This window comes from Olsenella sp. oral taxon 809 str. F0356, assembly GCF_000233535.1.
Taxonomy (GTDB): Bacteria; Actinomycetota; Coriobacteriia; order Coriobacteriales; family Atopobiaceae; genus Olsenella_I; species Olsenella_I phocaeensis.
Genome location: NZ_JH376563.1, coordinates 1,508,103 through 1,521,330, shown reverse-complemented (window position 1 = coordinate 1,521,330; position 13,228 = coordinate 1,508,103). Strand labels below are relative to the sequence as shown.

At 66.8% G+C, this 13,228-nt stretch carries 11 protein-coding genes; 6 read left to right on the top strand and 5 right to left on the bottom strand.

Features of this window, described 5'->3' with window-relative positions; translation table 11 throughout:
* Positions 1 to 95 precede the first annotated feature (95 nt).
* Positions 96 to 1,346, bottom strand: a complete 1,251-nt coding sequence (gene arcA / locus HMPREF1008_RS06835) for an arginine deiminase (protein WP_009279130.1) — start codon at positions 1,344 to 1,346, stop codon at positions 96 to 98.
* A gap of 459 nt (positions 1,347 to 1,805) precedes the next feature.
* Here arcA and rlmD point away from each other — a divergent pair, with 459 nt between their 5' ends.
* The 5 genes from rlmD (at position 1,806) to HMPREF1008_RS06810 (ending at position 5,695) form a co-directional block, all read left to right on the top strand.
* Positions 1,806 to 3,149: a 23S rRNA (uracil(1939)-C(5))-methyltransferase RlmD gene (gene rlmD / locus HMPREF1008_RS06830; RefSeq protein ID WP_009279129.1), complete on the top strand. Its 1,344-nt coding sequence runs from the start codon at positions 1,806 to 1,808 to the stop codon at positions 3,147 to 3,149.
* A gap of 91 nt (positions 3,150 to 3,240) precedes the next feature.
* Complete coding sequence (locus tag HMPREF1008_RS06825; protein ID WP_009279128.1) at positions 3,241 to 3,642, top strand: GNAT family N-acetyltransferase; 402 nt, start codon at positions 3,241 to 3,243, stop codon at positions 3,640 to 3,642.
* 190 nt (positions 3,643 to 3,832) lie between these two features.
* The gene (locus tag HMPREF1008_RS06820) at positions 3,833 to 4,018 is read left to right on the top strand and encodes a ferredoxin (RefSeq protein WP_009279127.1); all 186 of its coding nucleotides are present in this window, start codon (positions 3,833 to 3,835) and stop codon (positions 4,016 to 4,018) included.
* 67 nt (positions 4,019 to 4,085) lie between these two features.
* Positions 4,086 to 4,727 carry a nucleoside triphosphate pyrophosphatase gene (locus HMPREF1008_RS06815; RefSeq protein ID WP_009279126.1) on the top strand — a complete coding sequence of 214 codons (642 nt, stop codon included), beginning with the start codon at positions 4,086 to 4,088 and terminating at the stop codon, positions 4,725 to 4,727.
* Positions 4,724 to 5,695 (top strand): P1 family peptidase, encoded by a 972-nt coding sequence (locus tag HMPREF1008_RS06810; protein WP_009279125.1) that lies wholly within the window; start codon positions 4,724 to 4,726, stop codon positions 5,693 to 5,695. The genes HMPREF1008_RS06815 and HMPREF1008_RS06810 overlap by 4 nt, the downstream gene beginning before the upstream one ends.
* A gap of 207 nt (positions 5,696 to 5,902) precedes the next feature.
* Here HMPREF1008_RS06810 and HMPREF1008_RS06805 read toward each other — a convergent pair whose 3' ends face one another.
* Positions 5,903 to 6,952 carry a glycosyltransferase family A protein gene (locus HMPREF1008_RS06805; RefSeq protein WP_009279124.1) on the bottom strand — a complete coding sequence of 350 codons (1,050 nt, stop codon included), beginning with the start codon at positions 6,950 to 6,952 and terminating at the stop codon, positions 5,903 to 5,905.
* A gap of 27 nt (positions 6,953 to 6,979) precedes the next feature.
* Positions 6,980 to 8,179: a UDP-galactopyranose mutase gene (glf, locus tag HMPREF1008_RS06800; RefSeq protein WP_009279123.1), complete on the bottom strand. Its 1,200-nt coding sequence runs from the start codon at positions 8,177 to 8,179 to the stop codon at positions 6,980 to 6,982.
* Between the two features lie 213 nt (positions 8,180 to 8,392).
* On the opposite strand from glf, the gene pta reads away from it, so the two are divergent.
* Positions 8,393 to 9,370 (top strand): phosphate acetyltransferase, encoded by a 978-nt coding sequence (pta, locus tag HMPREF1008_RS06795; RefSeq protein WP_009279122.1) that lies wholly within the window; start codon positions 8,393 to 8,395, stop codon positions 9,368 to 9,370.
* 96 nt (positions 9,371 to 9,466) lie between these two features.
* On the opposite strand, the gene HMPREF1008_RS06790 is transcribed toward pta, so the two are convergent.
* On the bottom strand, positions 9,467 to 11,284 hold the full coding sequence (locus tag HMPREF1008_RS06790) for a [FeFe] hydrogenase, group A (RefSeq protein ID WP_009279121.1): 1,818 nt from the start codon (positions 11,282 to 11,284) through the stop codon (positions 9,467 to 9,469).
* Positions 11,278 to 13,107 carry an NAD(P)-binding protein gene (locus HMPREF1008_RS06785; RefSeq protein WP_009279120.1) on the bottom strand — a complete coding sequence of 610 codons (1,830 nt, stop codon included), beginning with the start codon at positions 13,105 to 13,107 and terminating at the stop codon, positions 11,278 to 11,280. The genes HMPREF1008_RS06790 and HMPREF1008_RS06785 overlap by 7 nt, the downstream gene beginning before the upstream one ends.
* Between the last annotated feature and the right edge of the window lie 121 nt (positions 13,108 to 13,228).

Here is a 13,228-nt window from a genome sequence, read left to right as displayed (position 1 = left end):
TCGCCGGCACCTAAAAACCGGGGTAACGAACCGATGTACAGCCCGAATCCGGAGACGACGGGGTCATCTCCGGATTCGGGGGATTGCCTAGGAGGCTAGATGTCCTCGCGGGCGAAGGGCATGCTCATGCAGCGGGGGCCGCCGCGGCCGCGGGAGAGCTCGGCCGAGGGAACCACGAGGAGGTCGAGGCCCTCCTTGTAGAGCACGTCGTTGGTGACGGTGTTGCGCTGGTAGACGCAAATCTTGCCAGGTGCGACAGCAAGGGTGTTGGAGCCGTCGTTCCACTGCTCGCGGGCCGCCGCGACGGGGTCGCCGCCACCGCACTTGATGAGCTTGACGGCATCGAGGCCCATGGCCTTGGCCAGGACGTGCTCGAGGGTGTCGTTCATCTCCTCGATCTTGACCTCGCCCTCAGAGGCGCCCTTGGTGAGCTTGAAGACCTGCAGGGTGCCCATGATGCCCGGGTGGATGGTGAACTTGTCGACGTCGATCTGCGTGAAGACGGTGTCGAGGTGCATGAAGGCACGGGACACGGGGATGTTGAAGGCATAGATCGTGTCGATCTCGCACTCGTCGCCCTTCTCCCAGAACATGTGCTGGGCGAGCGCGTCGATGGCGGCTGCCTGGGTGCGCTGCGAGATGCCGATGGCCAGGGTGTGGGCGTTGATGTTGAGGACGTCGCCACCCTCGGTGTGGTAGGCGGAGTCGCGGCGGTACCACAGGGGCGCGTCGTTGTAGTCGGGGTGGTCGCGGAAGATGTACTTGCCGAAGAGGGTCTCGCGGTTGCGGGTCACCGAGAACATGTGGTTCAGGTTGACGCCCTTGCCCACGATCGCGAAGGGGTCGCGGGTGAAGTAGGTGTTGGGCATGGGGTCGATCAGGAGGTCGGACTCACTGTCCTGGTCATAGCCCACGAGGTCGGCAAGGAGGTTGCTCGACTTGGTGGGAAGCTCGAGCTCGTTCTTGCGGATGCCCGCGATGCACTTCTCGACGAAGGCCTGGGTGTCGGTGATGGAGTCCATGAACTCCTTGACGGTGGCGCGGGTGTGGGTGCCGCGCAGACCGGACTCGCCGAGCCACTGCTCGGTGAACTCCTCGCGGGAGCCGGCGGCGTCCAGGGCCTCGGCGACCAGCTTCTCGAGGTACAGGACCTCGGCGCCCTGCTCGCGCAGAATCTCGGCGAAGCGGTCGTGCTCCTGCTGGGCCACCTCGAGGAAGGGCACGTCATCGAAGAGCAGACGACCCAGCTCGTCGGGGGGAAGGTTGAGAAGCTCCTCGCCAGGGCGGTGAAGCAGGACCTTCTTCAGGGGGCCAATCTCGCTGTGGACATAAAGCCCGTTAGCCATGGTTCCTCCTACTCTTTCTGTGCCAGCACAGTGTCTGGCACTAGACCGATAGTCCTCTCGCACGGGAGGCATCCCGGCGAGACCAGAATAACGCCAAGACAGACTATATCCAATCAATTTATGCGTCTCACCCACAATCGCGACTTTCGCGGGAACGGTCCCTTTGGATCCCTAAGCGGTAGCACCATTATTTCTTGCTTTGATTATCACCTATATTTACCTGCTATTTTATGATTTGGCAAAACTAATTTTCTGATTTCCTAAATTATTTTTTGAACTTAAGACGCCTATTCACCCCCTTGACTCAATCTAATATACCTTCCATAAATATACTATAGATTTTCATTTTCATTCACCACTGCGAATCACGCCACTCCGGGCGGGAGGCGGGCGGTCGCCAGTTGCTAGAATCTTCTGGGACCCGGAAGTGACCGGGACACGAGCCTTGGAGGGAAACCGGTGGCAGAAGAGGTGCGAGGGGAGCTCACGCTCAGGGTCGAGAGGATGGCCTACGGGCCCGACTCCGTCGCCCATCGCGACGACGGGAAGGCGGTCTTCGTGAGCGGTGGCGTTCCCGGGGACCTGGTGCGCGCACGCGTGGACCAGGACGGCAAGAGCCTCTCCCACGCAGTCGTCACCGAGGTGCTCGAGCCTTCGGAGATGCGGGTGCGCCCCGCCTGCCCCCTCGTCCCGGTCTGCGGCGGCTGTCCCTGGGCGGGGCTCTCCGAGGGCGCCCAGCTGGAGCAGAAGCGCTCCAGCGCGGTGGACGCGCTGGTGAGGATCGGCCACATGGACCCCGCTCGGGCTGAGTCGCTGGTCGCGCCCTGCGAGTCCCCCGGCGAGCGCTGGGGGTACCGCAACAAGGTCGAGCTCGCCTTCGAGCGTCACGGACGGCGCAGCCTGATCGGCATGCATGACAGGTCCGGGACGGGTGTGGTCAAGGTCGACTCCTGCCCCCTCCTCGACGCCCGCCACTCCAAGCTCACCAAGTCCGTCGCCGGCGCGCTGAGCTACCTCTCCAACTCCCACGGGCTCGACATCGACCGCGTGGGCATCAGGGCCTCCCGTCGCACGCGCGAGGTCGAGATTGCCCTGTGGACCGATCCCGGCCCCTTCCCCCGGGCGCAGGTCGCGAAGGTGTTGCAGGAGGCGACAAGGGCGAACTCGGTCGTGCGCGTGCTCACCAAGGGTCCCAAGAAGGCCCGGCGCGTGACGGGCGTGGAGCGGCTCTCGGGCGCGGGCTGCTGGGGCGAGCAGGTCGCGGGTGGGACAATGCTCCTCTCCGCCCCCTCCTTCTTCCAGGTCAACACCAAGGGCGCCGAGCGACTGGTCGAACTCGTGATGGAGGGGCTCGACCCAGACGAGGGCGACGTCGCCATGGACCTCTACTGCGGGGCGGGCACCTTCACCCTGCCCCTGGCGCGACGCGTCTCATGGGTGGACGCCGTCGAGTCATACGGACCCGCCGTCCGCGACCTCAGGCGCAACCTCGAGCGAGCGGGGCTCGACAACGTCGACGCCGTGGGTGGGGACGCAGGGCGCGAGTTCCCGGACTCCGATGCGGACGTGATCGTGGTGGACCCGCCGAGGGCAGGGCTTGCCGAGGACGTGGTGGAACGGCTCAGCGAGCAGCCGGCGCGCGCCATCGCCTACGTCTCGTGCGACCCGGCGACGCTCGCGCGCGACCTCGCGCGCTTCGGGGAGAGGGGGGTCTTCTCCCCCGTCCGCATCACTCCCGTGGACCTCTTCCCCCAGACCTTCCACGTCGAGTGCGTGACATTGCTGTCGAGGGCCCGGGGCTGAGGCCCGAGGGCCTCTAAGAGGCCGGATGGTGCCTTGGGGCTCGTGCTGTGGGCCGGACGCCGCAGGGGAAGTCGGAATCTGGGGGTGGCAGATGGAGATAAGGGAGTACACGGACTATCGCGAGGACGAGATACAGCCGCTCTATGATGCGGTGGGCTGGACGGCATACACGAGAGACCCCGCAGCTCTGCGAAACGGCTTCGTGCATTCTCTGCTGGTTTTGGCCGCTTACGAAGGCGACGAGCTGCTTGGCGTCATCAGGGCCGTCGGCGACGGCTTCACCATTGTGTTCATCCAGGATGTCCTGGTCTACCCCGAGAGGCAGCGGCAGGGAGTCGGCACGGCACTAGTCGAGGCCGTGCTCGACCGCTATGGCGACGTGCGCCAGATAGAGCTTGCGACCGACGACAACGAGAAGACCAAGGCCTTTTATCGGTCAATGGGGTTCCGTGCGCTTTCGGAGCTGGGCTGTTGCGGATTCATGAGACGCTGATGACCTTCGGCCGCCACGCCCAACCCGAAGTGGGCCCATGCGTATGGCGTCCCTTTTGGACGGACGAGCCCCAGTGGCTCGCGCGCTACCCACATTGGCACTAGCGCTCCGGGCGAAGTAATAGTACAAAGGGGTCTAGAGAACTTGGGTAAGGGGCCTGGGTTCGGATTCAGAGTGAGAGGAAACCACCATGAAGGCAACTGTGAACGAGGATTGCATCGGCTGCGGTCTCTGCGAGTCCACCTGCGCCGAGGTCTTCGCCATCGGTGACGAGGGCGTCGCCGAGGTCATCGTCGACGAGGTCCCCGAGGAGAACGAGGACAGCGCCCAGGAGGCCGCCGACAACTGCCCCGTCAGCGCCATCACCGTCGAGTAGCACAGCTACCAACGAGCGTGACGCCCGGGAGCCGCTGACGCGGCTCCCTTTTTCTTGGAGGAACAGCATGCGCATCGCACTGGGATCTTCTTCGCCCCGCCGCCGCCAGCTGCTGGAGGAGGCGGGGTTCGAGCTCCTCGTGCTCCCACCTGAGGTCGACGAGACGCGCCAGGAGGGAGAGTCTCCCGTCGCCCTCGTCGAGCGCCTCGCGAGGATGAAGGCACAGGCCTGCCTTGCCCTCCCCCAGCTCCAAGCACCCGGGCGCTCCGGCTGCCAGGCCGTGGTCGCCGCGGACACCGTCGTCTGGATGCCCGGACGGGACGTCCTGGGCAAGCCTAGGGACACGCATGACGCGGCCCGCATGCTGAGGGAGCTGTCAGGGCGGGAGTCGCGGGTCTCGACCGGCGTCTGCCTGGCAGCGCTGCCCGAGCACGGCTCTCCCCGCCCGGCCTCCTTCGTCGAGACGACGACCGTGTCCTTCTGGGAGCTCACGCGCACCCAGATCGATGCCTATGCCCAGAGCGGTGAGCCGCTCGACAAGGCCGGTGCCTATGGCATTCAGGGGCGCGGCCGTTTCCTGGTACGCTCTATAGCCGGTGACTACCAGAACGTCGTGGGGCTTCCCGTCTCCCGGCTCGTCCGCGAGCTCTCGGACCTGCTGGGCGACGAGGTGGACCTCGCGGCCCAAGTGCTAGGAGGAGCGCAGTGAGCAGGATCGACGGAGCCGCCTTCCCCATTGCGGGCGTGTTCGCGGCGAGCGTGTCGAACCACGAGGCGGGCACGGGATGCACGGCCATCGTCTGCCCCGAGGGGGCGACGGGGGCCGTGGACGTGCGAGGGGGAGCCCCCGCCACGAGGGAGACGGACCTCCTGAGGCCCGAGGAGACCGTGAGCAAGCTCCACTGCGTCGTGCTGTCGGGCGGCAGCGCCTACGGGCTCGCGGCGGCCTGCGGAGCGGCCGAGGAGCTCGAGCGCAGGGGCATCGGCCTCGACGTCGGAGTAGGCGTCGTCCCCATCGTGAGCTCCGCCTGCGTCTTCGACCTCGCCTGTGGTTCCCCCGACGTCCGTCCGGGGACGGCGGAGGGCGCGCTCGCCGTGGCCCGTGCGCTTGACGAGAGGGACCGTGAGCTCGAGGCGGGCAACCACGGCGCTGGCTGCGGCTGCACCGTGGGCAAGCTCCGCGGGCCCGCCCACGCGATGAAGGGCGGCCTAGGACGGGCGACCGCAGGCTCCGGCGAACTCGTCTGCTGCGCCATCGCCGCGGTGAACGCCTTCGGGAACGTGGTCGACCCAAAGGACGGAATCCCCGTCGCGGGCACCCTGTCAAACGAGGGCCGTCCCCTCGACCTCGCGGGGTCACTCGCGGCCCACTCTGACCATGTGCCCTTCCTGAGGACCAACACGACCATCTCCTGCGTGGTGACCAACGCCTCCCTCACGAAGGCCCAGGCCACCAAGGTGGCGCAGATCTCCGCCGACGCCTACGCGCACGCCATCAAGCCCACCCACACCACCAACGACGGCGACACCATCTTCGTGATGGCGACCGGAGAGGTCGAGGCGACGGTCGACGAGGTGGGCATGCTCGCCACGAGGGCGCTCGAGGAGGCCATCGTGGATGGCGTCCGCTCCGCCGAGGGCGCCTACGGCTTCCCTGCCGTCAGCGACCTCGAGTGAGGTGTTGACAGGCCGATCGTCGTGCGACTAGGCCCATCCGCCTCGCAGGTGGGCCTTTTTACGGCTCGACAGGCTAGAAAACTGCGCACGGTATCTTTCCAGAGTGAGAATCATCTGGGCAAACGTCACGCGTCTTCACAATTCGACGCTATCGTGCGCAGTATTCCGCTTGGGTGCCCCGATGAGGCGGGCGTCCGCCAAGGACGGCTAGTTGAACTTGACCAGCCTCCGGGCGATGCGGTAGATGCCGACCGTGGCCCTTCGGCCACCCTCTCCGGGAAGGTTCATGGCGATGCCCACGAGCCCGTTGCGCGCCCTCCAGTACATGCGCGCGTCGAACTGCCGGAGCTCCTTCCAGAGCGAGTCGAGGTCGTCCATGGCGGAGGGATCGTCAGAGAGCTTCGAGAAGATGGAGCAGGCGGCCATCATGAGGGTGAAGTGGCCCACCATGTAGCTCCGCAGGCGACGGCTCGGTATGTCGTCGTAGAGATGGTAGGCGCGCATCATCACGCGGGTGACCCGAAGCTGCTGGTCGATGCGCGATACCATCACGTCCTCGTTCACCGACTGGTCCTCCCGCCCGATGAAGTAGCGGTAGAGGTCCACGTCCAGGTAGTAGAGGGTGCGGCAGCGCGGCAGGGGGACGTAGGCGTAGATGTTGTCCACGTAGAAGGTGTGCGCCGGCATGGGCACCCCTCCGTCGCGCAGCACGTCGGTGCGGTAGCAGAGGGCGTGCATCAACATGTTCTGGGCCATGTTGAAGTGGCCGATCCTGTCCCACCCGATGATCTTGCGCTTGGGAAGGGCGAACCCGTAGTCGACGACGTTCTGCTTGCCGTCCTCCGCATGCTCGTACACGTAGTTGGTCACCACGAGGTCGACGCGCGTCTCGTAGGCGATGAACTCGCGCAGGGTCTTGAGCAGGGCCTGGAGGGCTTCCTCGTCGACCCAGTCGTCGGAGTCGACGATCTTGAAGTAGGTGCCGTCCGCAGCCTCCAGGGCGGCGAGCACCGCCATTCCGTGCCCGCCGTTCTCCTGGTGCACGACCTTCACCAAGCCAGGAAAGCGGCCCTCCCACTCACGGGCCTTGGCCAGCGTGTCGTCCTTCGTGGACCCGTCGTCCACGATGACGATCTGGACGTCCTCGGCGTGGCCCGAACCCTCGAGAATGGACCCGATGCAATGGTCCATGTACTCGGCGGAGTTGTAGCACGGCACGCCAAAGCTGATCGTCTTCTTCTGACTCGTCTGCGACATCAATCGGACCTCGACCGGGACCCTCGGCTAGTGGTTGGAGATGATCTCGTCGGAGAGCTCGAGAGCGGAGGCGGTGACGCCGTCCATGTCGTAGTAGCGGTACTCGGCGAGGCGGCCTACCACGTGGAAGTTGACGAGCCCGCTCGTGCGGTCGCGGTAGCGACGGTAGAGCTCGAGGTTCTCGGGCTCGTTGATGATATAGTACGGGGTCTCGCCCACGCCGGGGATGTAGCTGCGGGAGTACTCGCGCATGATGGACGTCTTGCCCGGGAGGACCTGGCCGGTGAGGTGCTTGAACTCCGTGATGCGGGTGAAGTTCTCGCTCACGGTGTAGTTGACGGTGCCCACGGGCTGGAACTGGTCCATGTCCAGGGTCTCGAAGACCATGTCGAGCGTGCGGTACGGCAGTGCGCCGAGGTCGAAGCCGTAGAGCTCGTCCAGGGGACCGGTGTAGATGACCTCGCCGCCAAAGGGCCTGCCGCAGACGTTGACCACGCCGTCCGCCGTGCTGAGGAGGTCCCGGGCGTCGACGCCCACGTAGACCTTGATCAGGTCGTGGTCGAGCATGCGCTCGAACATGGCGGTGTAGCCGTCGGCGGGCATGCCCTGGTTGGGCGCCAGGGGGAAGTAGCGGTCGTCGTCGCCCACGAAGACGGGAACGCGGCCCATGACGGAGGGGTCGATCTGGTCGGGCGTCTTGCCCCACTGCTTCATCGTGTAGTGCAGGAAGACGTTCTCGTAGACGTAGTCCGCCACCTCGGAGAGGTCGGGGTCGTTCTTCTCGCGCAGCTCCATGATGGGGACCTTCTTGTCCATGCCGAAGGTCGCGACGAGCTTCTGGAAGAGCCGCTCTCCCCTCTCCTCGCCGAAGGCGAGCTTGAGGGACGTGTGGTTGAAGGGGACGGGCATGAGGGTGCCATGCACGTCGGCGAGGACCTTGTGCTGGTACTCCGTCCAGTCGGTGAAGCGCGAGAGGAACTGGAACGCGCGCTCGTCGGCGGTGTGGAAGATGTGCGGGCCGTACTTGTGCACGAGGACGCCCGCCTCGTCCCTGTAGTCGTAGGCGTTGCCCGCCACATGGCCGCGGCGCTCGAGGATGCAGACCTTGGAGCCACAGGCCTCGGCGAGGCGACGCGCGCAGACGGCACCGGCGTATCCGGCCCCCACGACGATCACGTCGAAGGAGGAGGGGTTGAAGTCGTCCGGAAGGCCTGCGTTGAGGTTCATGGTCGTTTCCCTTCGATGGGCGTCCCGCGCTTCGCGTGGGCACTGCGCACAAATAAATCGAGTTGCAGGCCACTGCCCACGGCTCGATTCCTTGGTCGATTCTATCACGCCGCCCTATAATGGGAAGGATTGCACCCAAAAGCCAGGTCACGCCCCACGATTCGGGGACGGTGGCCTCCCCGGGGCAGAGGAAGCCAACCAGAAGGAGAGTCGATGAGCGAGTTTCTGCAGCGCATGAAGGATGCGGCCAAGGCCGACGTCAAGACCGTCGTCCTGCCCGAGGGCGAGGACCCCCGCACCATCGAGGCGGCCAGGAAGATCGTCGCCGGGGGCCTGGCGAAGCTCGTCATCCTGGGTGACCCCTCCCAGATCGACGTCGAGGGCGCAGAGGTCATCGACCCCAGGACCAGCGAGCAGCACGAGGCATACGCCCAGAAGTTCGCCGAGCTGCGCGCGAAGAAGGGCGTGACCATCGAGCAGGCCCGCGAGCAGATGGACGACGCCACCTACTTCGGCACCATGATGGTGAAGATGGGCGACGCGGACGGCCTGGTCTCGGGCGCCTGCCACTCCACCGCCAACACCCTGCGTCCCGCGCTGCAGATCCTGAAGACCGCCCCTGGCACCAAGCTCGTCTCGGCCTTCTTCATCATGTGCACCGACAAGGCGGAGTACGGCCAGGACGGCACGCTGCTCTTCGCCGACTGCGGCCTGAACATCGACCCCACCGCCGAAGAGCTGTCCGAGATCGCCATCGCCTCGGCCAACACCTGGAGGCAGTTCATGAGCGACGAGCCCAAGGTCGCCATGCTCTCCTTCTCCACCAAGGGCTCCGCCAAGGGAGAGGTCCCCGAGAAGGTCCAGGAGGCCACCCGCCTCGCCAACGAGAAGGCCCCCGAGCTCGCCCTCGACGGCGACCTCCAGCTCGATGCCGCCCTCGTGAAGAGCGTCGCCGCCCTCAAGGCCCCCGGGTCAAAGGTCGCCGGCAACGCCAACATCCTGGTCTTCCCCGACCTCGAGGCGGGCAACATCGGCTACAAGCTGGTCCAGCGCTTCGCCGGCGCCGAGGCCTACGGCCCGGTGCTCCAGGGCATCGCCAAGCCCGTCAACGACCTGTCGCGCGGCTGCTCCGCCGACGACATCGTGGGCGTCGTCGCCATCACCGCCGTCCAGGCCCAGATGGCCGAGTAGCCCCTCCGGCACAGACTCCAGGACGAACGTGGCCCCTCTCGCCCACATGGGTGAGAGGGGCCACCTCCTTTTCTGGCGAACCCCGTGCCTGGAAGCCTAGCGTCTCGCCAGCGCCGCGTCCGGGGCGGACTCCGCCTCGCGTATCCACTCCGCGGGCATCTTCCAAGCCCGGAGGTCGGTGTGCAGCAGCTCCTCGGCGAGCTCGGAGTTGGGCTCTCCGAAGAACTCCTCGTAGCAGCGCCTGACGGCGGGGCTCTCGTAAGAGTTGCGCCACTCCGAGCGCCTGTCGAAGCCGTAGAGCGCCTGCCCGCGCACGCCGGCAAGCTCCTGCCCCTCGTGGATGGGCTGCCCGCCGCCGCCCACGCAACCGCCGGGACAGGCCATGACCTCGACGAAGTCGTATTGGGCCTCTCCCGAGACCAGCGCCTTGCAGAGGGCGTCGGCATTGGCCAGCCCGTGAGCGACGGCCACCCTGAGCGTGGTCCCCGCCAGGTCGAAGCTGGCCTCCTTCCATCCCTCGAGGCCCCTCACGTCGCCGAACATGTCGTCCTCGGGCGGCCTCCCGCTCACCAGGTAGTGCGCGGTCCTGAGCGCGGCCTCCATGACGCCGCCCGTGGCCCCGAAGATGATGCCCGCGCCTGTCCCCACGCCCAACGGCTCGTCGAAGGGCTCCTCCCCGAGGCTCGCCACGTCCACGTGGTCCGCCCTCAGGAGCCGTTCGAGCTCGCGCACCGTGAGCGCGCAGTCGACATCGGGGTCCCCGCAGGCGTCGTTCATGTTGGGATAGGCGCACTCCGCCTTCTTCGCCACGCAGGGCATGATCGAGAGCGAGAAGACCTTGTGGGGGTCGAGCCCCAGCAGCTGGGCGTAGTAGCTCTTCACCACGGCGCCGAACATCTGCTGGGGGCTCTTGCTGGTGGACACGTCGTCCACCAGCTCGGGGTGGTGCGCCTTCACGAAGCGGACCCAAGCGGGGCAGCAGGAGGTCATGAGCGGGTAGGGACGGCCCTCGCCCAGGTGGCGGAGGAGCTCGGTGCCCTCCTCCATGATGGTGAGGTCGGCCGCCACGTCGGTGTTGACCACGTAGTCGAAGCCCATGTGACGGAGGGCGGAGACGAGGCGCCCCATGCCCGCCGTCTCCCCCAGGCCCCAATGGTCGCCCCAGGAGGTGCGCACGGAGGGGGCTATCTGGACGACGGTCGTCACCTCGGGGTCCTGGAGCGCGTCGTAGACGCGGGACACGTCGTCGCGTTCGCGCAGCGCACCCACCGGGCAGTGGGTGATGCACTGGCCGCAGAGCGTGCAGTCCACGTTGAGGATGCTGGCCCCGTCGGCCACGTCCACCGTGGTGTGGGTCGCGCGGTTGGTGATCCCCCAGACGTGCGAGGCCTGGACCTTGTCGCAGACCTGGATGCAGCGCATGCAGCGGATGCACTTGTCGTTGTTGCGTATGAGGGGGAAGCCCTGCGGCCAGGAGCCATGGGGAAGGATGGTGGGATATGGCATGCCCACGAGGCCAAGGTCGTTTGACACCTCCTGCAGCGAGCAGTTGCCCGAGCGCACGCAGGTCGTGCAGGTCGCGTCATGCTGCGAGAGGAGCAGGAGCACGTTCTCGCGGCGGGCGCACCTCACCTTGGGGCTGTTGGTGAGGACTTCCATCCCCTCTTCGACGCAGTTGTTGCAGGAGGCGACGAGGCGCTCTCGGCCCTTGACCTCCACGACGCAGACACGACAGGAGCCGATCTCGTTCAGCTCCCTCAGGTAGCAGAGGGTCGGGACCTTGGACCCCGCGGCGCGGCAGGCGCCTAGGATGCTGGTGCCTGCGGGGACCGTGACGGGCGTCCCGTCCACGACGAGGCTCACCGCCTTGGTCGCGACGTCCCTCTCGCCTTGCTCGTGCTCGTGTCCTACCACTGGATCTCCCTCCCCCCACGGAAGGCTCCGAAGCCGAAGTGGTCGCAACGCAGGCAGCGCGAGGACTCCTGCAGCGCCTCCTCGGGCGTGAGCCCGCGCTCTATCTCCTCGAAGTCCCGCTTCCTCTCCCCCGCCTCCCGTAGGATGGTCTCGCAGCGGGCGCAGTGCCCCATGTCCTCGAGTTGGGGTGCGGGCACGTCGACGTCGAGCTCGATCCTGTGGTCGAAACCCAGGTAGTTGTCGATGTTGCCCGCGGCCACCTTGCCGGCGTTTATTGCCTTGATGACGGTGGCGGGACCCGTCTGGCAGTCCCCGCCCGAGAAGACGCCCTCGAGCTCGGGGATGCTCGCGTCGGTCTGGGTCGAGATGCGGCCCCAGGAGGTGGGGATGCCCAGCCCCTCGAAGGGGGCTGACTCGATGGCCTGGCCGATGGCGACGACCACGCGGTCGCAGGCGATGGTGCGCTCGGACGCCGAGGCAGGTCGGGGAGCCGGCCTGCCCCCGCGGTGCCCGCCGATGAGCTGGGGCTGGACCACGAGCCCCGCGACCCTGCCCTCGGAATCGGCCTCTATGCGGACGGGGGCGTTGAGCTCCAGGATCTCGCAGCCCTCGGCCCGGGCGCCCTCGATCTCCTCGTCCTGCGCCGTCATGTCGCAGGCACGGCGGCGGTACACGATGTAGACGCGCTCGGCGCCGCAGCGCACGCTGGAGCGCGCGACGTCCATGGCGACGTTGCCGCCGCCCACGACGCAGACGTGCTGTCCCGAGAAGTCGGGCATCTCTCCGTCGCCGATGGAGCGCAGCATGTCCACCGCGCTCTCGACCCCCGGCAGCCCTTCCCCCGCTATGTCCAGCTTCTTGTCGCCATGGGCGCCGATGGCCAGGTAGACGGCATCGTATTCCTCGCGCAGGCGCGCGAGGCCGACCGCGTCGACCTTCTCGTCCATGCGGACCGTGACGCCCTGGCCCACGATCCAGCCGATCTCCTGGTCCAGCCGCTCGCGCGGGAGGCGGTAGGCGGGGATGCCGTAGCGCAGCATGCCGCCCAGATGGTGCCGGGCCTCGAAGACCGTGACCTCGTGCCCCATCAGCGTCAGGTAGTAAGCGCAGCTGAGGCCGGCGGGACCGCCCCCCACCACACAGACCCTCTTGCCCGTCGAAGCGACACGCGCGGGCTCCTCGGGAGTTCCCTCGTGCTCGCAGGCAAAGCGCTTGAGCGCGCGGATGTTGATGGGGTCGTCCACCATCCCGCGACGACAGTTCCTCTCGCAGGGATGCTCGCAGACCAGGCCGCAGACCAGAGGAAAGGGGTTGTCCTTCCTGATGAGGCGGACGGCGTCCGCGCACCTGTCCGCCCGGACGAGCGCGAGGTAGCCGGGCACGTCCACGCCGGCGGGGCACCCCGCCACGCAGGGCACGCTGGGAGCCAGGGCGCTCGCGCAGGAGTTGTGGCTCACGTGGCTCACGAAGTCGTCCCTGAAGCCCCTCACGGCCCTCAGGGCCATGGCGCCGGCCTCGTAGCCTATGGCGCAGTCGCTCGAGAGGTAGGCCGTCTGGGCGAGCCGCTCGATCTCGTCGATCGTCGCCATCGTCGCCGTGCCCGTGAGCACGTCGCTCAGGAGGTGCCTGAGCGCCCTGAGCCCCACGCGGCAGGGCGTGCACTTGCCGCAGCTCTGTGTCGCGCACATATTGACGAACGACATCGTGAACTCGACCGGGCAAGGGGCGAGGGAGCTCACCTCGAGCCGCCTGCCCACCGAGGCATGCAGCTCGTCCATCACCTTCTGCTCGGGAGTCAGTTCCAACAGATGAAATCGAGCCATCTGCCCCCCCTATGGTCTGGGGCGCGCCCGCGCCCGGCCTGAGCGTGGCCGCGTTCCTCTCCCCTGGCCACGCACCTGAATGTATAGCTAAGGATGGGCCAAGGGCTGTCGTTTGGGGACC

Excerpts from the sequence above, each read along its gene's own strand:
- arcA (WP_009279130.1), bottom strand. The coding sequence starts at position 1,346 with ATGGCTAACGGGCTTTATGTCCACAGCGAGATTGGCCCCCTGAAGAAG.
- HMPREF1008_RS06825 (WP_009279128.1), top strand. The coding sequence starts at position 3,241 with ATGGAGATAAGGGAGTACACGGACTATCGCGAGGACGAGATACAGCCG.
- HMPREF1008_RS06805 (WP_009279124.1), bottom strand. The coding sequence starts at position 6,952 with ATGTCGCAGACGAGTCAGAAGAAGACGATCAGCTTTGGCGTGCCGTGC.
- HMPREF1008_RS06815 (WP_009279126.1), top strand. The coding sequence starts at position 4,086 with ATGCGCATCGCACTGGGATCTTCTTCGCCCCGCCGCCGCCAGCTGCTG.
- glf (WP_009279123.1), bottom strand. The coding sequence starts at position 8,179 with ATGAACCTCAACGCAGGCCTTCCGGACGACTTCAACCCCTCCTCCTTC.
- HMPREF1008_RS06820 (WP_009279127.1), top strand. The coding sequence starts at position 3,833 with ATGAAGGCAACTGTGAACGAGGATTGCATCGGCTGCGGTCTCTGCGAG.
- HMPREF1008_RS06785 (WP_009279120.1), bottom strand. The coding sequence starts at position 13,107 with ATGGCTCGATTTCATCTGTTGGAACTGACTCCCGAGCAGAAGGTGATG.
- pta (WP_009279122.1), top strand. The coding sequence starts at position 8,393 with ATGAGCGAGTTTCTGCAGCGCATGAAGGATGCGGCCAAGGCCGACGTC.